We start from the raw sequence: 26074 nt of genomic DNA on the forward strand, positions 1-26074 counted from the left end.
GCAATCACGGCGCTGATGCAGGAGGACTGTTCCACCGGAGGCAGAATCAGATGACGTCCCGCTGCATCTTGCCGTCGTAGAAGTGGAAAAACGGCACCTCCGCCGCATGCGATAGCGGGCCCAGTGCGAGGCGCTTGTCCAGTTCGCGCAGCACCATCTTCGTCATTTGATGAAGATCCGCGAGAGACAGCGAACCAAGCTCGACCCACACAAGCTCAACAAGTTCGGCATCGGCATGGACGACGCCTTCAACCCGGTGCGCGATCGACGATGCGTCGGCGGTAAAAAACCGTGTGTCGAACCGCCGGACCCGGCCGGGCGGAGTGATGGCGCGGGCGATCAGGAACAGTCCGGACGGGTCGGGCAGCAGCCCGGCGTCGGCGAACGGCCTCCACTCGCCGGTGAGCTTCGCCGCTGCGCCGTTCATACGCGCGACTTGCCGTCCCAGACAAAGCCCGGTTTCCTCGCAGGCTTCGCGAATGGCTGCGACGGCCAGCGCCCGAGCCCGAGCTGGCGCGATCTTCGGGCTGCCGCCGGTCAGTTTCTTTTCCAGAGCCTTCGGAATGTCCGCCGCGACCGGAACGCGGTTATCGGTGGCATCGACACGTCCGCCGGGGAACACGAACTTGCCCGGCATGAAGATGACCTTGTCATGCCGTTTGCCGACCAGAACCTTGGGCACACTTCCGCTGCGATCAACGAGAATCAGCGTCGCGGCATCTTTCGGGCGGCGGTAAGGATGACTGTCGTCTTCCTTCTCTTCTTTCTCAGGCTCGCTCATTTCACCAGCTTCGCAATGGTGCCTTCCTCGACGCCCTCGGGCCGGCTTTCGTCAAAGCCATGCATGCGGAACGCCCACTGCAATCCTACCACTGCACCCTTGACCGGCTGCAACAGCAACAGCGACGAGACCAGCGTGAAGGGCAAGTAGAACGCCAGTTGCAGCAGCATCGATGGCGCGTAGTTGGTCTCGATCCAGAGCGCAATGGGCACAATGATGTGCCCGACGATGACGATCACGAGATAGGCGGGCAGATCGTCGGCGCGGTGATGGCTCAGGTTCTCTCCGCAGGCCGGGCACTTGTCGGCCACTTTCAGGAAGGCGCGAAAGATCTTGCCTTCGCCACAGCTCGGGCAGCGGCAGCGTAAGCCGCGGGCCATCGCCTGCCAGAGATCGCGCTTGGGCAGCGATTGAGATGTCGATGTCCACGTCGCGGCGGGCATTGTGCGGCTTTCCATAACGGCTCCTTTGAAAGGCACTAGCCCTTCTTGTTCGATTTGCGCGCCTTGCGGGAAGGCTTGCGCGATTTCTTTCCGTCCTTCTTGTCGCGGCCTGGCCGAGTCTTGCCGCCTGTGTGCGGCTTACCGGCGCGGCTATCGCGCATGCGGCCACCGCGCGGAGCAGTCCGTCCTTCGGACAGCAATTCGAACCGCAGCGCGCCAGCCACCGGGGCAGCTTCTACCAGACGAACCTGCACGACGTCACCCAATCGATGCATGGCACCGCTGCGCGATCCGATCAGGGCGTGGCGGGTCTCGTCGTAGTTGTAATACTCACTTCCGAGCGTGCGCACGGGAATGAGGCCATCGGCGCCCGTATCGGTCAGTTTTACGAACAGTCCTGCACGGGTGACGCCGGAGATTCGCCCTTCGAACGTCGCGCCGATGCGATCTGCAAGGAAATGCGCGATCAGCCGGTCGGCGGTCTCGCGTTCGGCTTTCATCGCGCGGCGCTCAGTGAGCGAAATTGCCGCAGCCACCTCGCTCAGTGTTTCAAACGTCTCGGTGTCGGGCAGCGCGCCTTCGCCAAGTCCGAGTGCGCGGATCAGCGCGCGATGCACGATAAGATCTGCGTATCGCCGGATAGGCGATGTGAAATGAGCGTAACGCCTGAGATTCAGGCCGAAGTGGCCGTAATTGTCCGCCGAGTACTCCGCCTGCGCTTGCGAGCGCAGCACCACCTCGTTCACCAGCGGCTCCGAGTCGTGGCCTTTGACATGGGCAAGCACGCGGTTGAACAGCGTCGGGCGCAATGCGCCCGTCTTCGCAAAGGAGATGTCGAGGGTTTTCAGGAATTCCTGAAGGTTGTGAACCTTCTCCACCGTCGGCTCGTCATGCACGCGATAGATCAACGGCAGCGCTTTCTTCTCGAGCGTTTCCGCCGCCGCGACGTTGGCGAGAATCATGAACTCTTCGATCAGCCGGTGGGCGTCGAGTCGTTCCGGCGTCACCACGCGGTCCACCGTGCCGTCGGCTTTCAGGAGAATCTTGCGCTCCGGCAAATCCAGATCGAGGGGATCGCGCTCGTCGCGCGCACGCTTCACCAGCGCGTAGGCGTCATAGAGCGGCTTCAGGATTGGATCGAGCAGGGGGCCGGCGGTGTCGTCGGGGCGCCCATCGACGGCGGCCTGCGCCTGCGCATAGTTCAGTTTTGCGGCCGACCGCATCAGCACGCGATGGAAGGTATGCGAGCGTTTGCGGCCGTCCTTGTCGATCACCATGCGCACGGCGAGAGCGCCGCGGGGCTCGCCGGGCTTCAGCGAGCACAAATCGTTGGAGATGCGCTCGGGCAGCATCGGCACCACGCGGTCTGGGAAGTAGACCGAATTACCGCGCTTGAGCGCCTCGCGGTCGAGCGGCGATTGCGGGCGCACGTAGAACGCGACATCGGCGATGGCAACGTTGACGATGTAGCCGCCCTTGTTGCTCGGGTCGCTGTCCAATTCCGCGTGGACCGCATCGTCGTGGTCCTTCGCATCCGGTGGATCGATGGTGACGAGCGGCACATTGCGCCAGTCCTCGCGTCCCGCAAGCGTTGCGGGCTTGGCAGCTTCGGATTCCCGGATGACGTCGGCGGGAAATTCCTGCGGAATTTCGTGTGCGTGGATCGCGATCAGGCTCACAGCCTTCTCGGTCTTGAGCGAGCCGAGGCGTTCCTTCACCCGGCCGGATGGCAGTCCGTAACCGCGCGAGCGCATCAGTTCGACACTGACCAGATCACCGTCCTGCGCACCGTTTGCGTCGGCGGCAGTGATCGCCAGTTCGCGGCCGACCTGCTTCTTGTCGATCGGGATCAGGCGTCCGTCGCCATTCGGCAGCGTACGGAAAATTCCGAGCACGCGGTTTCTGGCTTTGTCGAGCAGCTTGATGACACGGCCGCGATAGGTTTTTTCATGCTTGTTGTCGGGCTTCTCGATCCGCAGCAGCGCACGGTCGCCGACGCCCGCAGCGGTACCGGATGCGGCCTTGCGCGGGACATGGATGCGGATGACCGGGGCAGGGCCGTCTGTTTCTTCAAGCCATTCGGCCGGGGAAGCAATCAACTCGCCGTCGCTGTCGCGGCCCGTGATGTCTGCAACAATGGTTGGGGGAAGAGCCTTGACCTCGTGGACCTTCTTGCCCTGCTTGGCGATCAGTCCTTCGTCGGCGAGTTCGCGCAGAATGCGCCGCAGCGCCGCGCGGGATTCGTTCTTCAATCCAAAATGCCGCGCCAGTTCGCGTGTCCCGGCTTCACCAGGTTGCGCCTTGACGAACGCAACAATGCTCTCTCTGTCGGGAAAGGCAGTTGTCGCGTCGCTTTTCTTTTTCATTATCCGCGTGCTTTACCGGCGCTCTTCTTTTCCGCGATCTTGGCGACCTTGGCCGCCGCGACCTTCGCGACTTCCGCCTTGGCCTTTGCATCCTTCAGCGAGACGGGTTCGGCTGCGGCTTTCTTTGGCGCAGCCTTTTTCGCGGCGACCTTTTTCTTGGCGGCAGGCTTCTTCGCAGGCGCCTCGGATTCGGCGGCACCGTTTGTGGCGGTAGCGACCTTCGCGGGCTTTTTCGCAGCCTTCTTGGCCGCGCGCTTCGGCTTGCCGCCGCCCTTGGCCGCGCGCTCCTCGATCAGCGCGATGGCTTCCGGCAGCGTGATGGTCTCCGGCGTCTTGTCGCTCGGGATGGTGGCATTGATGCCGTCGATGGTCACGTAGGCGCCGTAACGGCCGCTCTTGACCATGATGGTGCCGCCGCGTGCGGGATACTCGCCGAGCGGCTTGCCCGGATCGGCGCCGAAACGGCGGCTCGGCCCCTTGGCGACCTTCTCCGCGATCAGCGTCACAGCCCGGTTGAGACCAACGGTGTAAACCTCATCGCCTGCTTCAAGGCTTGCATAGGTCTTGCCGTGGCGCACGAACGGACCGAAACGTCCGATGCCGGCGGTAATCACTTCGCCGTCCTCCGGATGCGGTCCGATATCGCGCGGCAGCGACAGCAACTTCAGCGCAAGTTCGAGTTCAACGTCGGCGGGCGACATGTTTTTCGGAATGCCCGCGCGCTTCGGCTTTTCGTCCTCGCCGTAGTCCTTAGGCTCGCCGAGCTGGATATATGGGCCGAAACGTCCGGCCTTGACAGCAACTTCAAGGCCAGACACCGGATCCTTGCCCAGCGGGCGATCGCTCGATCCGCTCGACGCGGCGAGAGGCCGTGTGTAGCGGCATTCGGGATAGTTCGAGCAGCCGACGAAAGCGCCGAACTTGCCGGCCTTCAGATTGAGCTTGCCGTTGCCGCAGCTCGGGCACTGGCGGGGATCGCCGCCATCAGCACGCGGCTCGTAAATATGTTCGCCGAGCATCGCGTCGAGCACGTCGAGCACTTCGGTGACGCGGACGTCCTTGATATCGTTGACGGCGCCGATGAAGTCCTTCCAGAAATCCGCCAGCACCTTCTTCCACGAGATTTCATTGTTTGAAATCTTGTCGAGCTTTTCTTCGAGATCTGCGGTGAAATCGAATTCCACATAGCGCGCGAAGTAATTCTCAAGGAAGGCCACGACGACGCGGCCCTTGTCCTCGCCGTGCAGACGCTTCTTCTCGAGCTTCACATAGCCGCGATCCTTCAGCACCTGAATGATCGACGCATAGGTGGAAGGGCGGCCGATGCCGAGTTCTTCCATGCGCTTCACGAGCGAGGCTTCCGAGAAACGCGGCGGCGGTTCGGTGAAATGCTGGGTGACGTTGAGGCTTTCGCGCTTAAGCGCTTCGCCCTGGTTAATCACCGGGAGGCGCTTGCTGTCTTCGTCCTCGGGATCGTCGTCGCGGCCTTCCTGATAAACGGCGAGGAAGCCGTCGAACTTCACGACCTGACCCGTGGCGCGCAATTCAAGCACGCGCGCGCCGGCCTTCGCCGTAATATCGACGGTGGTGCGCTCCATCTCGGCGGATTCCATCTGGCTCGCGACCGTGCGCATCCAGATCAATTCGTAAAGCCGGGCCTGATCGTTATCGAGCCTTGCCTTCAGCGATGAAGGACGGCGCGACAGGTCGGTCGGGCGGATAGCTTCGTGTGCTTCCTGTGCGTTCTTTGCCTTGGATGTGTACTGGCGCGGGGAATCCGGAACGTAAGCCTTGCCGTAGTCCTCGCCGATCACCTTGCGGGCCTGTGTGATGGCAGACGGATCGATCTGCACGCCGTCGGTACGCATATAAGTAATGAGACCGGTGGTTTCGCCGCCGATGTCGATGCCTTCGTACAGACGCTGGGCGATGCGCATGGTGTGCGCAGGCGCAAAGCCGAGCTTGCGGCTGGCTTCCTGTTGCAGCGTCGATGTCGTGAACGGGGACTGCGGATTACGGCGCGCCGGCTTGGCTTCCACCGCGGAGACGGTGAAATTCGCGGCTTCGATCGCCTTTTTGAAATCCTCGGCTTCCGCGCCGGTGCCGATATCGAGGCGCTGCAGCTTCTTGCCGTCGGCTCCGACGAGGCGCGCCTCGAAGGATTCACCGCGAGGAGTCGCCAGCGTGGTCAGCAGCGACCAGTATTCGCGCGGGACAAATTTTTCGATCTCGAGTTCGCGGTCGCAGACCAGCCGCAATGCGACGGACTGCACCCGGCCAGCGGAACGCGCGCCGGGCAGCTTGCGCCAGAGAACAGGGGAGAGGGTGAACCCCACCAGATAGTCGAGCGCGCGGCGCGCCAGATAGGCGTCGACCAGCGCGCCGTCGATCTCGCGCGGATTCTTCATGGCCTCGGTGACGGCCTGCTTGGTGATGGCGTTGAAGACCACGCGCTCGATCTTCTGGTCCTTGAGCGCGCGCTTCTGTTTCATGATCTCCAGGACATGCCAGGAGATTGCCTCGCCTTCGCGATCAGGGTCGGTTGCGAGGATCAGCTTGTCCGCGCCCTTAAGTGCCTTGGCGATATCGTTGAGGCGGCCAGCCGCCTTGGGATCGTTTTCCCAGATCATCTGGAAATTGGCGTCCGGATCGACCGATCCATTCTTGGCCGGAAGGTCGCGGACATGGCCGTACGAGGCCAGAACCTCGTAGCCCGAGCCCAAATACTTGTTGATCGTCTTGGCCTTCGCAGGCGACTCGACAATGACGAGATTCATTTGATTCCAATAACTTATAGGGGATACGCGGGCCGGAATCGCAAGATTCCATCAGGCTGGCTTGCCCGATACATGGGTAAAAGGTGGTCCGCTGTCAAATCGGGATCTGGTGAGGAGACCTGTTTTGAAGTCGAAATGCTCGTATAGGTTGTATGTAATGCATACTTGTGGTTGCGCTCCATATGCGTGTACAATTGTAAAATACACTTAAATGGACAAATTCCCTTGGTTTGGAAGGGGGCCGGATGGCCGCTCGCGACAGTCACAGTGATGTGTTGCGGACCGATTCACTCGCCAGGGATGGCGGTCCGGTTGAAGCGGCAAGCGTCATTTCGGAGGCTGTTGCGGAACTGGCGCAGCTCTCGCGCCGCCACCGCCTCGACATGCTGGCGCACCTGCTCGACATGGCGCGGCTCGAAGCGGATGAATTCGTCAGGCAGCGGCTCACGCCCGGCAAATTCTAGGCCAACGCCGGAGCCACGACCTTCGTGTCCGCTTGGTCCAGTGCGCGGCCGTCATGGGCGAGGATCCGCAACTTGCCGAGCGGTAATCCGTCCCTTCGATCGACCAACGAACTGCGAGTTTCGCTTGGTTTAAAGGCGTATTCTTCACCCCACTGCCGCAAGGCGACCAGTACCGGAAACAGCGCACGCGCCTTCGCTGTCGGCACATAATCCTGATAAGCGCTGCCGTCCGATGCCGGCTGCACCTCGAGAATGCCTTGCGACACCAGAGAGCGCAGCCGCACGGTCAGGATGTTCTTCGCAACTCCAAGATTCTTCTGAAACTGGCTGAAGCGCCGCGCGCCGATAAGCGCATCGCGGATGATCAGCAGCGACCACCAGTCGCCGATGGCGTCCAGCGTCCGCGCGATAGGGCACAGATCGCCCTGAAGACTCTTGCGTTTCACGGCCTGACCTCCGTTCACGAGATTGTGGTTGCATTATAGAACCAGAGGTCCTATTCAGCAAGTGTAGTTTCATTATGAAACCAGAAACCAAGTCGATCAAAACAGGAGCGTTCCATGAGGCTAAAGGGCAAAACGGCACTCATCACGGGCGGCAACAGCGGTATCGGCCTCGCCACGGCGAAGCTTTTCGTAGCCGAAGGGGCCCATGTGGCGATCACGGGGCGGGATCAGGCCAGACTCGATTCCGCAATGGCGGAACTGGGGCCAAACGGTTTCGGCATCAAAGCCGACGCCACCGATGTCGCGCAGCTCGAAGGTGCAGTCGCGCAGGCGGTGAAGAAGTTCGGCAAGCTCGACATCGTGTTTGCCAATGCGGGCATCGCCGGCAACACGCCGGTCGGCGGCACCACGCTCGCGGCGTTCGAGAACGTCATCAAGACCAATCTCACCGCCGTGTTCTTCACGGTGCAGGCGGCAGTCGCGCACCTCAACGACAACGGGTCGATCATTCTCAACGGCTCGGTGATTTCGGTACTCGGCAATCCCGGCTACTCGGCTTATGCGGCGACCAAGGCCGGCGTGCGCGCGATGGCGCGCGTGATGGCGTCCGAACTTTCGCCGCGCGGCATCCGCGTCAACGTGGTCTCGCCCGGCGGCACGCGCACGCCGATCTGGGGGCCAGGTATCGCGACGCCTGAAGCCGAGAAGATGCTCGAAAAGCGCATCTCCGCCAGCACGCCGCTCGGACGGATGGGCGAGGTCGACCACATCTCGAAGACCGTGCTGTTCCTCGCGTCGGACGACGCGGCGCATGTGCAGGGGCAGGAGATCTTCGTCGATGGCGGTTCGATGGCATCTCCCGCCGGCGCGCCGATCTATCGGGGATGATAAGGTTACAGGTGCCATTCCGGGGCGTGCGTGAAACGCGCGAATCCGGAATCTCGTCGAATTCCTCATTTGTCACATCGAGATTCCGGATCGACCGCGCTTTGCACGGTCATCCGGAATAACGGCCTTTCTCTAGAGCAATGAGACGATCCCGCCGCCGTGACGTTCCAGCCGTCCTGCCAGTTCAAGCTCGAGCAGGACGGTGCGCACCACGGCGGGCGACACATCCGTCATGCGGATGAGATCGTCGATGCCGATGGGCGAAGGACCGAGCAGGTTGAGAATACGTGCGCGGTCACTGGCGGCGGGCTCGTCGTCCATTGGCCGGCCGTCTTCGGGCTCGCTCATCGGCAACTCGACTGGACGGCCCATGATCGGCTGAACCGCGTTGATGACGTCGGCGGCTTCTGTCACCAGCGTCGCGCCCTGTTTGATCAGGTCGTTTGTCCCCGCTGCCCGCGGATCGAGCGGAGAGCCGGGCACGGCGAACACCTCGCGGCCCTGTTCATTGGCGAAGCGCGCGGTGATCAGCGAGCCCGACCGATGCGCGGCCTCGACGATGATGACTCCAAGCGAGACGCCGGAGATCAGCCGGTTGCGGCGGGGAAAATCCCGCGCGCGGGGGCCGTGGCCGAGCGGCATTTCGGAAATCGCGCCGCTGCCTGACGAGATGATCGCGGCCAGCAGGTCTTCATGCTCGGCCGGATAGATTTTGTCATGTCCGCCCGCCAGTACCGCGACGGTGCCGCTATCGAGCGTGACGCGATGCGCGGCCTGATCGATGCCGCGCGCTAGCCCTGAGGCGATTGCAAATCCGGCGCTGCCGAGATCGCGCGCGATGGTCTGCGCGAACTTCAGTCCGGCACCGGATGCGTTGCGCGAGCCTACGATGCCGATCATCGGTTGGGTCTGGACATTCAAAACGCCGCGCACGCCGAGCAGCGGCGGGGAGTCGTCGATCAAGGCAAGGCGCGGCGGATAGCCGTACTCACCCGGAGCGATCAGGGCGACGCCGATCCGCTTGCTGCTATCGATCTCGCGCTCCGCCTCCAGCTGTGTGCAGATTCGGCCAACCTTGGAGGCGCCGCCGCGCTGGGCGAGATCAGGCAGGCGATCGAGCGCTGCGCGTGCACTGCCGAAATGATTGACGAGGGAGCGGAAGGTGCGCGGCCCGACATTGTCGGAACGGATCAGCCGCAGCCAGTCGATGCGCTGCGCGTCGGTCAGTCTGGTCGTGGCTGAAGTCTTGATGTCCACGCGGCCCCCGTGGAGGGGAGTGTTGCGCAAGAGCGGGTAATGAACAAGATTTCTCATTCGGTTATTGGCAGGCCACTTTGATTTCCAATTTGATGCTTGATTTATTGGGGGTACAATAATATATGAGGATCGAGTTCGATCCGGCCAAGGATGCAGAGAACATCCGCAAGCACGGCATCTCGCTGGCTCGTGCTGTAGATATCGTTGGCGTGGCAAGGGTCGAAGATGCGCGGTTTAACTACAATGAAGTCCGGCATCGGACTTACGGGTTTATCGACGGCCTTGCTTACTGTCTCGTGTTCACAGTGCGGGGCGGCAATGTCCGCGCCATCAGTCTTCGCCGGGCCCATACCAAGGAGATGAAACGATATGCCCCGCAAAAAGAATGAGCCTGTTTTCGATGACGACAATCCGGAATGGACCGAAGCCGATTTCGCGCGCGCCAAGAAGTATCCGCCCGGCACGACGCTGAAGGATATCGTTGAAGAGATCGTCCGTTCGCGCGGGCGGCCGAAACTCGACAAGCCGAAAGAGGCGATCAAGCTGCGGCTCGATGCCGATGTTCTGGAAGCCTATCGCAAGACAGGCGACGGTTGGCAGACGCGCATCAACGCAGATCTTCGGAAGGCGAGAAAGTTGAAGGCGGGTTAACCGCCTTGACGCCTGCGCTGCGCTACTGAGAGAGCGTAGTTGGCGCAGTGAGAATTTAGTCCCTCTGGTCCTTTGCTTCCACCTCCGGTCGCTGCGTTACCCGGCTCAGCGGGAGCTTTGCGACACCTTGGTAAAGAGTGACAATGGGCCTGTGAAAATTGGGCTTACCCCTTCTTTCCGATCTTCCCTTCGGTGCCGTTCATCAGCCGCTGGATGTTGGCGCGGTGCATGATCCACAGCGCGGCGGTCATGAGCGCGAAGACGGCGGCGAGCGCCGTATGCTGCGCCCAGAACAGCATCACCGGCACCAGGACGCTTGCGACGAGTGCCGCCAGCGACGAGTAGCGGAAGATCAGCGCGACCGCGATCCAGATTGCACAAAACGCCAGCGCGGCGGGCCAGAACAATCCGAGCAGCACGCCGATATAGGTCGCGACGCCTTTGCCGCCCTTGAACTTCAGCCACACCGGAAAAAGATGACCGACGAAGGCGCCGACGCCCGCGGCAATCGCGGCGTTAGGGCCGCCGAAATGTCCGGCGACGATGACGGCAATCGTGCCTTTCAGCATATCGCCAAGCAGCGTCGCGGCGGCGAGGCCCTTGTTGCCAGTGCGCAGCACATTGGTCGCGCCGATATTGCCTGAGCCGATCGAGCGCAGATCCGGCGTGCCTGCGAGTTTCGTCAGGATCAACCCGAATGGAATCGAGCCGCAGAGATAGCCGAACAGGAAGGCCAGCACGAAGCTGAGAGCAAAGGCCGTCAGGAAACCGCTCATATCGCCTCACACGTCGTCAAAGTTAAAAGCGCGGCGGTGGGCCGCACTCATACATGTTCATAGACGGTGCGGCCGTCAACAATGGTGCGCGCGACGCGGCCGCTGAACCGCGCTTCGTCGAATGGCGTGTTCTTGCACTGGGACTTGAGGTCCGCCGGATCGAGCACCCAAGGCGTATCCAGATCGATCACGATCACGTCGGCGGGCGACCCCGGACGCAATGAGCCGCCGGGCAGGCCAAGCAGTTCGGCGGGGCGGGTGGACATGGCGCGAATGAGTGTCTTGAGGTCGATTTCGCCGGAGTGAACGAGACGTAGACCTGCCGACAGCATAGTCTCCAGGCCGATGGCGCCGGCGGCAGCTTCGGCAAACGGCAGACGCTTCACCTCGACGTCCTGCGGGTTGTGATCCGACATGATGACGTCGATCAGGCCCGAGGCGAGGGCGGCGACCAGCGCGGCGCGATCCTGTTCGGTGCGCAGCGGCGGCGACAGTTTCAGGAAGGTGCGATAGGGGCCGATGTCGTTTTCATTCAGCGCGAGATGATTGATCGAGGCTGAGGCGCTGACCTCGAGACCGGCGTCCTTGGCGCGCTTGAGAACGTCGAGCGAGTCGATGCAGGTGAGGGAAGCTGCGTGGTAACGTCCGCCGGTCAGCGCCACGAGGCGCATGTCGCGCTCCAGCACCATGGCCTCGGATGCATTGGGAATTCCGAACAGGCCAAGCCGCGACGCGAACTCGCCTTCGTTCATCACGCCTTCGCCGACAAGGTTCGGATCTTCGGTGTGATGGACTATCAGCGCGTCGAAATCGCGGGCATAGGTCAGCGCGCGGCGCATCACCAGCGCGTTCATCACGCTTCTGTCACCGTCGGTGAAAGCGACCGCGCCGGCCGCCTTGAGCAGGCCGATCTCGGTCATTTCCTCGCCCTTCATGCCCTTGGTCAGTGCGGCCATGGGATGAATGTTGACGATGGCGGTATCGCGGGCGCGGCGGAGGATGAAATCCACCGTCGCGGAATTGTCGATCACGGGCTTGGTGTCGGGCTGGCAGACAATGGTGGTGATTCCGCCCGCAGCTGCTGCGAGGCTCGCGGACGCAAAGGTCTCGCGATGGCCTGCACCTGGCTCGCCGACGAAGGCGCGCATGTCCACGAGGCCTGGGGCCACGACCTTGCCGGCGCAATTAATAATGTCTGTGCCTTCGGGCACGCCGGCTGCGCCGATGCCGCGCCGTGCATCGCGAATGGTGCCGTCGGCGATCAGCACATCGCCGGGGCCGTCGAGATCCCGCGACGGATCGATCAGGCGGGCGTTGGCGAGGAGGATGGGGCGGCGGTCTGTTCTCATCTCGTGTCCCGGTTCTGGCGTTCGTATCCCTTTTCAGCGGCTGCTCTTACGAACGCCAGAACCAAAGGGACACGAGTATCCATAATTGTTCTGGTGCGCTTTTGAATGCGAAGTTCCTGAAAGAACTCGCCGCATCGGCCGCAGGAACTTCGCATTCAGCGCACCAGTTACGCGTTGGGCAGGTTGCGGGCGAGCGCTTCAAGCACCGCCATGCGCACCGCCACACCCATTTCGACCTGTTCGCGGATCAGCGACTGCGCGCCGTCCGCCACGATGGAGTCGATTTCGACGCCTCTGTTCATTGGCCCGGGATGCATCACCAGCGCTTCGGGCTTGGCATAGCCGAGTTTCTTCTGGTCGAGCCCGTAATAGTGGAAGTATTCCGAACTCGACGGCACGAATGAGCCGTTCATGCGCTCGCGCTGCAGCCGCAGCATCATGACGATGTCCGCGCCGTCAAGTCCTTCGCGCATGTCACGCGCCACCTCGACACCCATGCGCTCAATGCCGGGCGGCAACAGCGTGGAGGGCGCAACCACGCGCACGCGAGCGCCCATGGCATTGAGCAGGATGATGTTGGAGCGCGCGACCCGCGAATGCAACACGTCGCCGCAGATCGCCACCAGCAGGCCCTCAATGTGCCCCTTGTTGCGTCGGATGGTGAGTGCGTCAAGCAGTGCTTGCGTCGGGTGTTCATGCGCACCGTCGCCGGCATTGATGACCGAACCGTCGACTTTCTGGGCGAGCAGTTCCACCGCGCCGGACGCATGATGCCGTACCACCAGAATGTCCGGGTGCATGGCGTTGAGCGTGATCGCGGTATCCATCAGCGTCTCGCCCTTGCGGATCGAGGAGGACGACACCGACATGTTCATGACGTCGGCGCCAAGCCGCTTGCCCGCGATCTCGAACGAGGACTGGGTTCGCGTCGAGGCTTCGAAGAACAGATTGACCTGGGTGCGGCCGCGCAGATTGGTGCGCTTCTTGTCGACCTGCCGGTTCAGTTCGACGAACTCTTCGGACAGGTCCAGAAGGCCGCTGATGTCGGCCGCGGAAAGGCCCTCGATGCCCAGCAAATGCCGGTGTCCGAGGACAAAACTCGATTTCGATGCAGTTGTCATTAAAGCAAGAGCTATAGGCAGACTTGCCCGGGGGAGCAAGGCGGATTCGGCGGTTGCGGAGTTTTCCCCCGCTCATGTCCGGGCAGGGTAAACGGGTCGAAAGCGTGCTGTGGAACATTGCACCTATCGTATTTTCGCCGTCATGGCCGGGCTTCCTCGGCATGACGATATCGGACGCCGGATCATGAAACTTGCAACCGCAATCCTGCTCGTGGGCCTCGGGACGTCGGCTGCGGTCGCGCAGCCGGTGCCCGCCGGCTTTGTCTATCTGCGCGATATCGACCCGACCATCATTCAGGATATGCGCTACGCTACGGCGAACAATTTCGTCGGGCGCGTGCTGAACGGTTACGAAGCGGGCGAGTGCATTGTCACCCGCCGTGTTGGAGCGGCGCTGAAACGCGTGCAGCAGGATCTGAAGCCGCGCGGACTCTCGCTCAAGGTGTACGACTGCTATCGGCCGCAGCGCGCGGTGGATGACATGTACGCGTGGGCGCAGGACGGCTCTGAGATGCCGGCGCAGCGGCGCTACAACCCGAGGATGCGCAAAGCCGATCTCTTTCGCTTAGGCTATATTGCCAAACATTCCGGACACTCGACCGGCAAGGCGGTGGACCTCACGCTGGTACAACTGCCCGTGTCAAAGGTCGCGCCGTTCGATCCGAAGGCCGACTATGGTGATTGCACGGAATCGCAACATCGTCGCGCGCCGGACAGCAGCGTCGACATGGGCGCCGGCTACGATTGCTCGGACGAGAAGGCGCATACCGGCTCGAAGGTGATCACACCGCAGCAGCGCAAATGGCGGGAGACCCTTGTGTCCGCGATGGCGCGGCAGGGTTTCTCGAATTTCCGGCTGGAATGGTGGCACTTTTCGCTGCCGGGGCCGGGCAATGCAACGTTCGATTTTCCGGTGGCGAAGCGATAATTGCGGCGCGTGTGGGGTTGAATTTTGGCCGCTCGATTATAGCTCTTCCGAAGAGGTGCGCGACCCAGCGCACCTGACCCGGAAAGGCCTCGTCATGAGCAGGGGCGGAATAACGATCACGGCGATTCTTCTCGCCATCCTTGCAGCGACAATCTGGTGGGCATGGCAGGGCTGGACGTCACACGCCGACGTGCAGATGTCGATCCACGGCTATATCGCGATGGGACTGGGAGTTTTCTTCTCGCTTATCATCGGTTTCGGTTTGATGGCGCTGACGTTCTATAGCAGCCGTCGGGGTTATGATGACCTTCCGCAGGCCAAGGAAAAGCCGGAACCGCCCGTCGGCGAAGATCGGGCCACACCCAACATTTCGTAACGGTGACGTGAAACGCGCCGCGTTCCAGTATAGCCTGTCGTTCTCATTTCCGGGAACGACTCATGGCTCAATTGTCCTTGTCCGCAACGACCGATGTCTTTAACCAATCGCCTCCATTTGAGGACGTTGACCTGTTCTCCCTCGACTGCCCGCTCGCGGAGGCCGTGTCGGTCAATGGCGGGAAGGCGGCAGCAGCGGAACTTGCCGACTTCGGCAGGCATTGGGGCTCCGCGGCGATGGCGCAGCGCGGCCGCGTCGCCAACGAGAACACGCCGAAACTGAAGACCTTCGATGCGCGCGGCTTTCGCCGCGACGAGGTCGAATTCCATCCGGCCTATCACGAGTTGATGGCGCACAGTGCCCACGCCGGCATTCACAATTCGACATGGAATGAAAACGGCGATGCCGCGGGCGGCGCATCCGAAGTCGTGCGCGGCGCGAAATTCTTTATCGCCGCGCAGGTCGAGACCGGGCACCTGTGCCCGATCACCATGACGCGTGCCGCGGTCGGTGCGCTGTCGGTCGATCCTGCATTGCGCGCGAAGGTGATGCCGGTGCTCGGCACGCGCTCTTACGATCCGGCTTTCGCGCCGTGGTGGACCAAGCGCGGCATGACCATGGGCATGGGTATGACCGAGAAGCAGGGCGGCACGGATGTGCGCGCCAACATCACGCGCGCGGTGCGTGACGGTGATGCGTACCGTATCACCGGGCATAAATGGTTCATGTCGGCGCCGATGTGCGACGCGTTCCTCGTGCTTGCGCAGGCGGAAGGCGGACTGACCTGTTTCTTCATGCCGCGCTTCGCGCCGGATGGGTCGGTCAACGGCATTTACTTCCAGCGGCTGAAGGACAAGCTTGGCAACCGCTCCAACGCGTCATCGGAAGTGGTATTCGAAAATGCCTATGCGCTGCGGCTCGGCGAAGAGGGACGCGGGGTTCCGACAATCATCCAAATGGTCTCGCTGACCCGGCAGGATTGTTCGCTGGCCTCTGCGGGGCTGATGCGTTCGGGGCTCGCGCATGCGCTTCATCACGCGCGCAATCGCAGCGTGTTCCAGAAGCATCTTGCAGATCAGCCGCTGATGCGCAGCGTGCTCGCCGACATGGCGCTGCATGTGGAAGCTTCGACCGCGCTGGTGATGCGGCTCTGCAGATCGTTCGACCGCGCCCCCGCTGATAAGGCGGAAGCGGCGTATATGCGGCTGCTGACGCCGGTGGTGAAATACTGGACCTGCAAGAGCGCACCGGGATTCCTCTACGAGGCGATGGAGTGCCTCGGCGGCAACGGTTACGTCGAGGAGGGCATTCTGGCGCGGCATTACCGCGAGTCGCCGGTCAACGCGATCTGGGAAGGTTCGGGCAATGTGATGTGCCTCGATGTGCTGCGCGCGCTGTCACGCGAAGCAGACGCTGCGGCGGATGTTTTGCGTGGTCTGGTCGACCAGACCAAGGGCCTTCCAGGTGTGGTCGAAGCGGTGGGCTTCATCGCGAAGTCGTTTCGCCAGCCTGACGCCGAGCGCGTCGCGCGGCTCGCGGTGGAGAAGCTTGCGCTGGTTGCCGCCGCCGCCGCGCTCCATGAGATATCGCCAAAACATGCCGAACTGTTTGCGGCGACGCGTCTTGCTGCGGACCACGGTGCCCTCTACGGCGCGGTCGATCTCCCCAACGACGACATTCGCGGCCTGCTGGACCGTGCCTTGCCGGCTTGAATCCATTTGCGAGGGAGTGATTGCGACGAAGCATTCAGCCCCTGCGGTTCAATGACAGGATCGCGTCGTTTTGAGATGGCGGAATGGGTCATTTTTTTAATGACTGCAATTCAAAATCGGTTCCGAGGCGATCAATAAGCTGGAGATCAGACCATGACTGCCGCTGAAAGCCCCGCCGGCCTTGCGCCTGTGTCGCCGCCGGGCCGCGAGCCACGAGTCTGGAAGTTTGTCGGAACCAGCCTGTGGGGGCTTGCGCTGTTTGGAGCGATGTTCGCCGGGCAGGCCGTGGTGGTCGGGTGGCTTCTGATCACCGGTGACGGGCCACTCGATACCAGTTCATTGACCGCGCTGCTCTCGAATGGACGGATTATCTCGCTGTCGGTCATCATGGGACTGCCCGCCATTCTCATCATGCTATGGATAGCGACGCGGGTGTCGCGGACGCCCTTTGCCGACTATCTGGCATTGCGCTCGACATCGTGGACCATGCTGGCAGCCGGTGTGGCGAGCTTGGTTCTGCTGATGGTGGCGTGGGAAGTGATCAGCCGCGTGGCAGGGCGCGAGTCCTCGCCGGGATTCATGGTCGACGTGTTGAAATCTGCGCGGGCCGACGGCGCGCTGTGGCTTCTGGTGTTTGCGTTCTGCGTAGCTGCGCCGATCACCGAAGAATTCTTCGCCCGCGGATTTCTCTATCGCGGCTGGTCGGAATCCTTCTTGCGCCCCGCCGGCGCCATCCTGCTATCGTCTGCGGTGTGGACCCTGATGCACCTGCAGTACAACTGGTTCTTTCTCGCGCAGGTCTTCTCCATCGGATTGCTGCTCGGCTATCTGCGCTATCTCAGCAACTCGACATGGCTACCGGTGATCCTGCACGGCCTTAATAATCTTGCTGCCACGGTGCAGACCATCTGGCTGGCGAACAACTCCTGAAAATCAGGTCAGGTCACTAGCGCAATGGCCGCGGGCATCGTGACGATGGCGAGCGCTGTCTGCATCGTCAGGATCTCTGCAACCAGCGGAGCATCGCCTCCCATCTGCCGTGCCAGAACATAGGCGCTCGACGCTGTCGGCACAGAGGCGCAGCAGGCGACGATCGCAAGATTTGCACCCGAAAGTCCGAACGCAAGGCCGAGCGATACTGCCATGACGGGCATCACAACCAGCTTCAGAATGCACGATAGTATCGCGGGCGGGTCCGGACGCAGGACGCCCCGGAGCTGAAGCCCCGCGCCGACAACGAGCAGTCCGAGCGCGAGCGACGAGCGACCGAGCGCATCGATGAATTCATCGATCCATTTCGGAAGCGTCAAACCGGTCAGGTTGGCGGCCAGTCCGAGTGCGCAGGCCCAGATAAAGGGATTTTGCGCGATCGTGAGAAGAATGCGCGACCATGACAGCCGTGTGGGCGAGGCGTAATGAGCCAGCACCCAGACTGCCATGATATTCAAAATCGGGATCATCGCCACCATCGCCACAGAGGCGAGGGTGAGTCCGACTTCGCCGTACAGGTTTCCGGCGACCGCCAGCGCGACATAGGTTTGCCACCGGCAGGAGCACTGGAAGATCGAGGTGAACGACGGGCCGCTCACGCCAAGCCGCCTCATCAGGACCGGCCGCAACATGAGGCAAAGCGCCGCCATCAACAGTACGGCAATCAGCAGCGCGCCGCCGACACCGAGCAGCGGAACCTCCGCAAGCTTTGCACGGCTGAGTGTCCGAAACAGAAGTGCCGGGAACAGCACATAGTAGACGAGTTGCTCAGTGCCGACCCAATGAGATTCTTCTTTAATAAGAACGCGCCGCAGAACGAAGCCCGTCACGATCAGCAGGAAGATCGGCACGATTGCCGCAATAATTGTCAGCATCGGTCAATGCTCTCCCGATGCCTTGCGCAACGTTGCGAGCCGATCCAGCGCACCCTGCAGGATGAAGATCGCCGCGTGCTCGTCGATCACCTTGGCGCGCTTGGCGCGGCTCATGTCCATGTCGATCAGTTCGCGCTCCACCGCGACGGTGGACAGGCGTTCGTCCCACAGGCCGATGGCAAGCTCCGTCAGTCTGGAGAAATTCCGAGCGAACGCGCGCGTCGACTGCGCGCGCGGTCCTTCGCTGCCATCCATGTTGATCGGGAGCCCGAGAATGAAGCCCACGACATGGCGCTCGCCGGACAGCGCTAGCAGCCGCGCGGCGTCGGCGGTGAAGGTCTTGCGCTGAATCGTCTCGATGCCGGTGGCGAGCTTTCGGTCGGGATCGGACACGGCAACGCCAATGGTCTTGGTGCCGAGATCGAGCCCGATCAGGGCCCCTCGTGCGGGCCAGAGTGCGGCGGCCTCGATCAGCGGTAAAATGGATGCAGGCATTGCTTCGCTTATCACGCAGGATACAAGCGTTGCAAAGCGGGAATAGGATGAAGAGATGGTCGGGCTCACGTTATTCGGATTGTTCGCCGTCACGACAATGCTGGTCTGTTATGCATTTGAGGACCGCAGTCCGTGGTTCGTGCTCGGCTTCGCAGCGGCCTGTGCGCTCGGCTCGGCTTACGGCTTTTTGCTGGGCGCATGGGGTGGTCGAGGCGATCTGGGCGGTGGTCGCCTTGCGGCGCGGGCAGTTCAGGCAGGGAGCGGGTGCTTGAGATGACAGACAACCCTCCCGGATTTTTCACAGGCACCGAAATGCCGGACGCCGGCTGGTGGGAGGCGCTGTGGCCCGATCCCGTCGGCGTGTTGACCGCAGTCGGGGTCAAACCAGGCATGAAGGTGATCGATCTGTGTTCTGGCGACGGCTGGTTCACGCTGCAAATTGCGAAGATTGCGCATCAGGTGGTCGCCATCGATATCGACCGCGACCTGCTGGAAGTGGCGCGTCGTCGCCTGGCCGAAAGCGGCGTGACCAACTGTGACTTTGTAACAGGCGACGCCTACGAACTTGCCGGTCTGGTTTCGGGTGGAACTGACTTTGTATTCATGGCGAATGCCTTTCACGGCGTTCCCGATCGGCCGCGTTTGTCCCGTGCTGTTCGCGCGGTCCTGAATCCTGGCGGTCGTTTTGCGATCGTCAACTGGCATCGGCGCCCGCGCGAAGAAACCGTGGTCCTGGGTGAACCGCGCGGGCCGAAAGGTGAATTGAGATTGTCTCCGGAACAGACTACCGAGGCGGTCGAAACGAGCGGGTTGAAGCTCGCTGATCTGGTTGAAATTCCGCCCTATCACTATGGCGCGGTGTTTGGATAAGGGAGCGAAACCATGTGGCCCGACCGCAGACTTCTCGACCTTTTCAAGATCGATGTTCCGATTATCCAGGCGCCTATGGCCGGAGTCCAGGACGTCGATGTCATGATCGGCGCCGCGGAGGGTGGGGCGCTCGGATCCTTGCCCTGCGCGATGATCTCGGTCGAGAAAGCGCGCGAGCAGGTCAGCATTTTCCGCCAGCGCATCGGCGCGCCGCTAAACCTGAATTTCTTTTGCCACACGGCGGTCGATGCCGACGCGGCCCGCGAAGCCGGGTGGCGCAGACGGCTCGAGGCTTACTACAAGGAACTCGGGCTTGATCCCGGTATGACCATTCAAGCGGCCAATCGCGCTCCGTTCGATGCGCAGATGTGCGAACTGGTCGAGGAGTTGAAGCCCGAGGTCGTGAGCTTTCATTTCGGTCTGCCGGACAAGGCGCTGTTGAAACGCGTCAAGGCGGCGGGGTCCATCGTCATCGGCTCCGCGACTATCGTCAAGGAAGCAGTCTGGCTCGAACAGAACGGCGCCGATGCCGTCATTGCGCAGGGCGCCGAGGCTGGCGGTCATCGCGGAATGTTTCTGACCGAGAACATCGCTTCGCAGCCGGGCACGATGTCATTGGTGCCGCAGGTCGTGGATGCGGTGAAGGTGCCGGTCATCGCCGCAGGCGGGATCGCTGACGGGCGAGGGATCGCTGCGGCGCTCGCGCTGGGGGCTGCGGGGGTACAGATCGGTACAGCCTACCTTCAAACGCCCGAATCCAAGGTCAGCGCCGGTGGCCGGGCAGCGCTTGCGGGAGCTGCGGATGAGTCCACTGTCATCACCAACGTCATGACCGGGCGTCCCGCACGTGGCGTCGTCAATCGGGTGATGCGCGAGGTCGGCCCGGTATCCCCGGACGCACCGGTGTTTCCGCACGCCGCTACGGCGCTGGGCCCGCTAAAGGCGGCAGCCGAGAAACTCGGACGGGTGGATTTCACCAATCTCTGGGCCGGCCAGTCTGTGGCGCTCGGGCGCCAGCTCGGTGCGGCGGACCTCACGCGCACGCTGGCTGCCGAAGCGCTCGACCGCCTGCGGGCTCTATCGAAATAGAGCCAAAGGCGGACTGTTAATGCCCACGGCGCTTGCTAGTCACGCGCCGCCGCGCCATTCGTATCCTGCTCGCTGGAACTTCCGTTGGATCATCAAGGTTTGCCAGATTTCGAAGGCCGCAGTCATATTCGCTGCGTCCAGCAGATAGGAATGCTCAAGTTGTGGGAGCGCTGGAAGGGTGCTGCCGAACTGCCTGACATCGCAGCCGGACAAGGCTACGATCTCGAGCGCGTCCGCGACAAGCTGATGATGCTGGATGTGGTCTGGCGCGACGGCAAGCCCTCCTACCTGATCCGGTTTCAGGGCGCGGATTTCAGCAAGATGCACAACCGCGATTGCACCGGTCTGTTCCTCGACGAGGTGATGGCGCCTGCTGTGCGCGAACGCGGCCTGAGGGCGTACCGGACGGTGGTGGACCAGCGCATTCCGGCATTCACATCGACGCCGGTCCAGAATGCGGGCGGCGAGACTGTGCATTACGAGCGTCTGCTGTTGCCGTTCACCACGACCGGGCAGGGCGTCGAACACATCCAGTGCGCGATTACCTTGTTCGCGGAGGAAAACCATTCTCCGTTCGATGTGATGCGGGAGGGGGGCGCGGGTGACGTGAGCGTTATGGTATTCGCGTCGGCGAATTCTGCAAGCTATTGACATTGTTTCACTAATTTATTGAGGGCATTGCCCTCGCGACTTATTTGACGTTGGCGATCCGCGCCGAATGTTCTATGAGGGCGGCTGAATAGAGCCGTCCGGAGTCTCCAGAAATATGTCAGTCGATGCCGCCACCGTCCGCCGGATTGCGCACCTTGCACGCATCGCCGTCAAGGAAGACGAGGTTTCGCATCTGCAAGGCGAATTGAATGCGATGCTGGCCTTCGTCGAGCAGTTGACCGAGGTCGATATTGAAGGCGTCGAGCCTATGACCTCTGTGATGCCGATGGAGATGAAGAAGCGCGCGGACGTTGTCAGCGACGGCGAGATTCCTGGGAAGATTCTCGCCAATGCGCCTGCGACCGAGGATCACTTCTTCCTGGTGCCAAAAGTCGTCGAATAACCCCGAGGCAAATGCCATGTGCCTGCTGTGCAGCGACGAGAAGGCTTATGCGGCCTACATGACCTATCTTGATGAGATGGAACGGCAGGGAAAGAATGTCGATCCCGACAAGGCCATCGACGCGGTGATCGACATGCTCGAAGCCGAGGCATCCAAAGCCAAAAAGAACAAGTCTCCTTTTCACTGCGACCCGATTGAAGAATGAATGACTGACCTAACTTCGCTGACCCTCGCCGATGCCCGCGAAGGGCTGACGCAGAAATCCTTCACTGCGCTTGAGTTGACCGACGCGCATCTGGCCGCGATGGAAAAGGCCCGCGTGCTCAATGCCTATGTGCTTGAGACACCGGAGCAGGCGCGCACGCAGGCGCGTGCCGCGGATGCGACCATCGCCAAGGGTGACGCGGGTCCGCTCGCCGGTATCCCGCTCGGCGTGAAGGACCTGTTTGCCACTACGAATGTGCGGGCGACGGCGTGCTCGAAGATTCTCGGCAACTTCATCCCCCCTTACGAATCCACTGTCACCTCGCAGCTCTGGCGCGATGGCGCGGTGATGCTCGGCAAGCTGAACTGCGACGAGTTCGCGATGGGCTCGTCTAACGAGACTTCGGCGTTCGGGCCGGTAATCAATCCGTGGCGGCGCGAAGGCTCCGATACCAACCTCGTTCCTGGCGGCTCGTCGGGCGGCTCGGCTTCGGCGGTCGCGGCCAATCTGTGTCTCGGCGCGACCGGCACCGACACCGGCGGTTCGATCCGTCAGCCAGCGGCGTTCACCGGCATCGTGGGCATCAAGCCGACCTACGGCCGCTGCTCGCGCTGGGGCACCGTGGCGTTTGCCTCGTCGCTCGATCAGGCTGGACCATTTGCGCGTACGGTGCGCGACACAGCGATCCTGATGCGGTCGATGGCCGGTCACGATCCGAAGGACACGACGTCCGTCGATCATCCCGTGCCGGACTATGAGGCCGCCATCGGCAAGTCGGTGAAGGGGATGAAGATCGGTATTCCGAAGGAATATCGTCTCGACGGCATGTCCGGCGAAATCGACAAGCTGTGGGCGCAGGGCGCCGATTGGTTGAAAGCAGCAGGTGCAGAATTGGTCGAGGTCTCCCTGCCGTACACCAAGTACGCGCTGCCGGCCTACTATGTTGTTGCGCCAGCCGAAGCCTCAAGCAACCTCGCTCGCTATGACGGCGTGCGTTACGGCGCGCGTGTCAACGGCCGCAACATCGTCGAGATGTATGAGAATACCCGTGCCGAAGGTTTCGGAGCGGAAGTTCGCCGCCGCATCATGATCGGCACCTACGTGCTCTCAGCCGGTTATTACGACGCATACTATCTACGCGCGCAGAAGGTCCGCACGCTGATCAAAAAGGATTTCGAGGATGTGTTCGCCAAGGGCGTTCATGCCATCCTGACGCCGGCGACGCCATCCGCGGCATTCGGCATCGGCGAAAAGGGCAAGGCCGATCCGATCGAGATGTATCTCAATGACATCTTCACGGTGACCGTGAATATGGCGGGATTGCCTGGCATCGCCGTGCCTGCGGGCAAGGACGTGCAAGGGCTGCCGCTTGGGCTGCAGTTGATCGGCCGGCCGTTCGACGAGGAAACGCTGTTCTCGCTCGGCGAAGTTATCGAGCAGTCGGCGGGACACTTCACCGCCAGGAAGTGGTGGACGTAACGCTTCGGTGGCAGACCGGATACCGTCGCCTTGATTTCACCGTTGTGGTGGCCAATGCCTGATCGGCGGCGGTATGTCTTCATTAACCGCCGGGGGCCATAACGGCCGGTGGGATCGGTGATCGATGCGTTGGGTGCGGCCTCTTGTCAGTGTGATGTTTGTGTCGGGCATATTGCTCGGCTGCGCGTCGATTCAGAATGCTCCGGTCAATCTGCCCGGATCCGACAACCTCGCGGACAGAGGAAATATCGGCTTCGGCGAGACGACAAGCCCTGAGGACACGGTCGTTGGGCTGTCCTTTTCAGGCGGCGGAACCCGCGCCGCCGCGTTTTCCTTTGGCGTGCTGCAGGAGATGGAGCGTATTCCGGTCCGCGGCGCGCAGGGATCGATGATTGATCGGGTCGAGTTCATCTCCGGTGTATCAGGCGGTTCGGTCACGGCGGCTTATTACGGCTTGCGGAAGCGGGCTGCTCTTGCCGATTTTCGCGAGCGGTTCCTGCTGCGCAATGCGGAGGAGGGACTGCAGACAAATCTCACTCTCGCGACTCTCTCCCGCGCGGTTGCCGGCGGCATCAACGACTCCACGGGATTTCCGCGCTGGCTCGACGCCAATCTGTTTCAGGGGGCAACATTTCGAGACCTGGGCCTCACGAGCCGGCCGCAGGTCTGGATCAATGCCTCCGACATTTATAACAGGACACCATTCGTGTTCGGTGCGGTGGCATTCGGCGCCATGTGCAGCAATCTGTCGGAGTATCCGCTCGCGAACGCGGTTGCGGCTTCGGCGGCGGTCCCGGTGGCGTTCGCGCCGGTCGTGATCCAGACGTTCCCCGGAAAGTGTAATGACCGGCTGCCGCCGTGGGTCGTGCGGGCACGGGACAATTCCAACGCCCCTCCGATGCTGAACTCGTTCGCCAAGGCGATCAGCCGCTATCACGATGGTTCGATGCCTTACATCAAGCTGCTTGATGGCGGCCTGGTCGACAACTATGGCCTGGCCGGCATGACTATCGCACGGCTGTCGTCGGATACGCCGTATGGACCGCTTAGCCCGCGACAGGCGGTGAAACTGCGGCGTGCTCTGATTCTGGTGGTCGACGCCAAGACCGGTTTGTCCGGCAACTGGATCAATACCGTCGAGGGGCCGACCGGAGCGGATCTCGTCAAGGCCGCCGCCGACACTGCTATCGATGCCAGCGTCGCTGGCAGTTTCACGGCGTTCAGCGCCACCATGACCGATTGGCAGGCCGCGCTGGTGCGGTGGCGCTGTGGATTGTCGGCCGCGGATCGCGCAAAATACGGAGTAGGCCCAGGCTGGAATTGCCGCGATGTCAAATTCTATGTCGGCCGGATCGGCTTCGATCAACTCGATCAGTCTCGCGCCGCCGAGCTTGAACGGGTCCCGACGCGCTTCCAACTGCCGCCGGAGCAAGTCGATAGCGTCATCGAGGCGGGGCGCGATGCGCTGCGGGCGAGTCCGACATTCCGCAGTTTTGCGGCGGGTTTGTAGGAAGGTCAGTCCGGCGACGTTCAACTTTTCGAGGTAGGCTGCGGGACCGTTTCATTGCAAGCTGAGCGTGCAAGACGCGGCTGAGCGATGGACGTCGTACTTCGTGCAGGAGGACAGATGTCGCTGGACCCCTCTAAGGCTTCCGCTGATACCGTTCGCGATACACTTCTGGTCGACCTTGCGCTCCAGGGCGGCGGTTCTCATGGCGCCTTCACCTGGGGCGTGCTCGACCGGCTCCTCAAGGAACCATGGCTCCGGATCGACGGCATTTCCGGACCTCCGCCGGTGCGATGAATGCAGTGGTCCTAGCGGACGGGTACGCCGCAGGCGGAGCGGAAGGCGCGCGTACTGCCCTCGAACTGTTCTGGCAACGTGTCTCCTACGCCGCCCGGTTCAGTCCCATTCGGCGCAGCCCTCTGGATATTCTGCTGGGCAGATGGACACTCGACAACTCGCCATTCTTTGTCGCCTTCGATATGGCGGCGCGGCTGTTCTCGCCTTACGACCTGAACCCGCGAGGCGCCAATCCGCTCAGGGAAATTCTGGCCGAGTGCGTTGATTTCGAACGCGTGGCGAAGTCGTCCATTCGCCTGTTCGTCACGGCAACCAATGTTCGCACGGGGCGCGGACGTGTCTTTCGCAATGCCGAGATGACCCCTGACGTCCTGCTCGCGTCGGCCTGTCTGCCGACGCTGTTTCAGGCGATCGAGATCGACGGTGAGGCCTATTGGGATGGCGGCTACTCGGGCAATCCAACCATCACCCCATTGGTGCGGGAATGCAAATCGCAGGATACGTTACTCGTCGCGGTGAACCCGGTCGAACGGGAGGGCACACCACGCTCGGCACGCGAGATTCTCGATCGGCTGAACGAGGTCTCCTTCAACGCCACGCTGTTGAAGGAACTGCGCATGATCGCCCTGCTGCGGCAGGTCGTCGATGCCGGCACCGGGGAAGGGGCATTGTGGGCAGGAATGCGCATCCACCTGATCTCGAGCACAGCCATCGACAAGCTTGGCGCATCATCGAAATTCAACGCGGAATGGGATTTCCTGACGATGCTGCGTGACGAGGGAAGACGTGCTGCCGAAGCCTTCCTTGCGACCCATGGCCCGGATGTAGGCAAGCGATCCACGCTCGATCTGGATCGTCTGCTGGACGAGGTCTGAACC

26 protein-coding genes and 2 pseudogenes are annotated in these 26074 nt (G+C 62.0%); 17 read left to right on the forward strand and 11 right to left on the reverse strand.

What is annotated here, in order from left to right; genetic code table 11:
- Window positions 1–46 precede the first annotated feature (46 nt).
- From BN32_RS03630 to topA, 4 genes are read right to left on the reverse strand one after another with little or no spacing between them, the layout of a single operon-like run.
- Complete coding sequence (locus tag BN32_RS03630; protein WP_019196744.1) at window positions 47–781, reverse strand: NUDIX hydrolase; 735 nt, start codon at window positions 779–781, stop codon at window positions 47–49.
- The gene (locus BN32_RS03635; RefSeq protein WP_019196745.1) at window positions 778–1239 is read right to left on the reverse strand and encodes a DUF983 domain-containing protein; all 462 of its coding nucleotides are present in this window, start codon (window positions 1237–1239) and stop codon (window positions 778–780) included. Before BN32_RS03635 ends, BN32_RS03630 begins: the two co-directional genes overlap by 4 nt.
- 20 nt (window positions 1240–1259) lie before the next feature.
- Window positions 1260–3590 (reverse strand): ribonuclease R, encoded by a 2331-nt coding sequence (gene rnr, locus BN32_RS03640; RefSeq protein ID WP_019196746.1) that lies wholly within the window; start codon window positions 3588–3590, stop codon window positions 1260–1262.
- Window positions 3590–6367, reverse strand: coding sequence for a type I DNA topoisomerase (gene topA / locus BN32_RS03645; RefSeq protein ID WP_019196747.1), 2778 nt, complete (start codon window positions 6365–6367; stop codon window positions 3590–3592). The genes rnr and topA overlap by 1 nt, the downstream gene beginning before the upstream one ends.
- A 245-nt stretch (window positions 6368–6612) precedes the next feature.
- On the opposite strand from topA, the gene BN32_RS03650 reads away from it, so the two are divergent.
- The gene (locus BN32_RS03650) at window positions 6613–6831 is read left to right on the forward strand and encodes a hypothetical protein (protein WP_019196748.1); all 219 of its coding nucleotides are present in this window, start codon (window positions 6613–6615) and stop codon (window positions 6829–6831) included.
- Here the strand turns inward: BN32_RS03650 and BN32_RS03655 are convergent.
- Entirely contained in the window at window positions 6828–7277 is a 450-nt protein-coding gene (locus tag BN32_RS03655; protein WP_040425931.1) for a winged helix-turn-helix transcriptional regulator, read from the reverse strand. The genes BN32_RS03650 and BN32_RS03655 overlap by 4 nt on opposite strands.
- Window positions 7278–7391: 114 nt before the next feature.
- On the opposite strand from BN32_RS03655, the gene BN32_RS03660 reads away from it, so the two are divergent.
- Window positions 7392–8165 carry an SDR family NAD(P)-dependent oxidoreductase gene (locus BN32_RS03660; protein ID WP_040425413.1) on the forward strand — a complete coding sequence of 258 codons (774 nt, stop codon included), beginning with the start codon at window positions 7392–7394 and terminating at the stop codon, window positions 8163–8165.
- 132 nt (window positions 8166–8297) lie between these two features.
- Here the strand turns inward: BN32_RS03660 and dprA are convergent, their stop codons facing one another.
- Window positions 8298–9422 carry a DNA-processing protein DprA gene (gene dprA, locus BN32_RS03665; protein ID WP_040425933.1) on the reverse strand — a complete coding sequence of 375 codons (1125 nt, stop codon included), beginning with the start codon at window positions 9420–9422 and terminating at the stop codon, window positions 8298–8300.
- A gap of 122 nt (window positions 9423–9544) precedes the next feature.
- On the opposite strand from dprA, the gene BN32_RS03670 reads away from it, so the two are divergent.
- Both BN32_RS03670 and BN32_RS03675 read left to right on the forward strand, forming a co-directional pair.
- A complete protein-coding gene (locus BN32_RS03670; RefSeq protein WP_019196752.1) occupies window positions 9545–9811 on the forward strand; it encodes a BrnT family toxin in 267 nt (88 codons plus the stop codon).
- Window positions 9792–10073, forward strand: a complete 282-nt coding sequence (locus tag BN32_RS03675; protein WP_019196753.1) for a BrnA antitoxin family protein — start codon at window positions 9792–9794, stop codon at window positions 10071–10073. Before BN32_RS03670 ends, BN32_RS03675 begins: the two co-directional genes overlap by 20 nt.
- A 164-nt stretch (window positions 10074–10237) precedes the next feature.
- Here the strand turns inward: BN32_RS03675 and plsY are convergent, their stop codons facing one another.
- The 3 genes from plsY to BN32_RS03690 all read right to left on the reverse strand — a co-directional run bounded on the left by plsY (window position 10238) and on the right by BN32_RS03690 (window position 13319).
- Window positions 10238–10849, reverse strand: a complete 612-nt coding sequence (plsY, locus tag BN32_RS03680; protein WP_019196754.1) for a glycerol-3-phosphate 1-O-acyltransferase PlsY — start codon at window positions 10847–10849, stop codon at window positions 10238–10240.
- A 47-nt stretch (window positions 10850–10896) separates the two neighbouring features.
- Window positions 10897–12198: a dihydroorotase gene (locus tag BN32_RS03685; RefSeq protein WP_019196755.1), complete on the reverse strand. Its 1302-nt coding sequence runs from the start codon at window positions 12196–12198 to the stop codon at window positions 10897–10899.
- 167 nt (window positions 12199–12365) lie between these two features.
- Entirely contained in the window at window positions 12366–13319 is a 954-nt protein-coding gene (locus BN32_RS03690) for an aspartate carbamoyltransferase catalytic subunit (RefSeq protein WP_040425414.1), read from the reverse strand.
- Window positions 13320–13503: 184 nt separating this feature from the next.
- Here BN32_RS03690 and BN32_RS03695 point away from each other — a divergent pair, with 184 nt between their 5' ends.
- The 4 genes from BN32_RS03695 (at window position 13504) to BN32_RS03710 (ending at window position 17265) form a co-directional block, all read left to right on the forward strand.
- Window positions 13504–14247 (forward strand): M15 family metallopeptidase, encoded by a 744-nt coding sequence (locus BN32_RS03695; protein ID WP_051488479.1) that lies wholly within the window; start codon window positions 13504–13506, stop codon window positions 14245–14247.
- 94 nt (window positions 14248–14341) lie between these two features.
- A complete protein-coding gene (locus BN32_RS03700; RefSeq protein ID WP_040425937.1) occupies window positions 14342–14623 on the forward strand; it encodes an Asp23/Gls24 family envelope stress response protein in 282 nt (93 codons plus the stop codon).
- A 62-nt stretch (window positions 14624–14685) separates the two neighbouring features.
- Complete coding sequence (locus BN32_RS03705; protein ID WP_019196759.1) at window positions 14686–16335, forward strand: acyl-CoA dehydrogenase family protein; 1650 nt, start codon at window positions 14686–14688, stop codon at window positions 16333–16335.
- Window positions 16336–16488: 153 nt separating this feature from the next.
- Window positions 16489–17265: a CPBP family intramembrane glutamic endopeptidase gene (locus BN32_RS03710; protein ID WP_019196760.1), complete on the forward strand. Its 777-nt coding sequence runs from the start codon at window positions 16489–16491 to the stop codon at window positions 17263–17265.
- 8 nt (window positions 17266–17273) lie between these two features.
- Here BN32_RS03710 and BN32_RS03715 read toward each other — a convergent pair whose 3' ends face one another.
- Together BN32_RS03715 and ruvX are read right to left on the reverse strand one after the other, a co-directional pair.
- Complete coding sequence (locus BN32_RS03715) at window positions 17274–18200, reverse strand: AEC family transporter (protein WP_019196761.1); 927 nt, start codon at window positions 18198–18200, stop codon at window positions 17274–17276.
- A gap of 3 nt (window positions 18201–18203) precedes the next feature.
- Window positions 18204–18695: a Holliday junction resolvase RuvX gene (gene ruvX / locus BN32_RS03720; protein WP_019196762.1), complete on the reverse strand. Its 492-nt coding sequence runs from the start codon at window positions 18693–18695 to the stop codon at window positions 18204–18206.
- A 55-nt stretch (window positions 18696–18750) separates the two neighbouring features.
- On the opposite strand from ruvX, the pseudogene BN32_RS03725 reads away from it, so the two are divergent.
- The 9 genes and pseudogenes from BN32_RS03725 (at window position 18751) to BN32_RS03765 (ending at window position 26071) form a co-directional block, all read left to right on the forward strand.
- Window positions 18751–18967, forward strand: a pseudogene (locus BN32_RS03725) (hypothetical protein).
- 1 nt (window position 18968) lies between these two features.
- Entirely contained in the window at window positions 18969–19565 is a 597-nt protein-coding gene (locus BN32_RS03730; protein WP_019196763.1) for a class I SAM-dependent methyltransferase, read from the forward strand.
- Window positions 19566–19577: 12 nt separating this feature from the next.
- The gene (locus BN32_RS03735; protein WP_019196764.1) at window positions 19578–20654 is read left to right on the forward strand and encodes an NAD(P)H-dependent flavin oxidoreductase; all 1077 of its coding nucleotides are present in this window, start codon (window positions 19578–19580) and stop codon (window positions 20652–20654) included.
- A gap of 150 nt (window positions 20655–20804) precedes the next feature.
- A complete protein-coding gene (locus tag BN32_RS03740; RefSeq protein WP_019196765.1) occupies window positions 20805–21305 on the forward strand; it encodes a PAS domain-containing protein in 501 nt (166 codons plus the stop codon).
- 115 nt (window positions 21306–21420) lie between these two features.
- Entirely contained in the window at window positions 21421–21708 is a 288-nt protein-coding gene (gene gatC, locus BN32_RS03745; protein WP_019196766.1) for an Asp-tRNA(Asn)/Glu-tRNA(Gln) amidotransferase subunit GatC, read from the forward strand.
- Window positions 21709–21724: 16 nt separating this feature from the next.
- Entirely contained in the window at window positions 21725–21913 is a 189-nt protein-coding gene (locus tag BN32_RS03750; RefSeq protein WP_019196767.1) for a hypothetical protein, read from the forward strand.
- Window positions 21914–23392, forward strand: a complete 1479-nt coding sequence (gene gatA / locus BN32_RS03755) for an Asp-tRNA(Asn)/Glu-tRNA(Gln) amidotransferase subunit GatA (protein ID WP_019196768.1) — start codon at window positions 21914–21916, stop codon at window positions 23390–23392. It abuts the gene before it with no gap.
- Between the two features lie 124 nt (window positions 23393–23516).
- Window positions 23517–24902 (forward strand): patatin-like phospholipase family protein, encoded by a 1386-nt coding sequence (locus BN32_RS03760; protein WP_040425416.1) that lies wholly within the window; start codon window positions 23517–23519, stop codon window positions 24900–24902.
- A 117-nt stretch (window positions 24903–25019) separates the two neighbouring features.
- A pseudogene (locus BN32_RS03765) lies at window positions 25020–26071 on the forward strand (patatin-like phospholipase family protein).
- Window positions 26072–26074: the final 3 nt, after the last annotated feature.

The organism is Afipia birgiae 34632 (assembly GCF_000308295.2).
Classification (GTDB): Bacteria; Pseudomonadota; Alphaproteobacteria; order Rhizobiales; family Xanthobacteraceae; genus Afipia; species Afipia birgiae.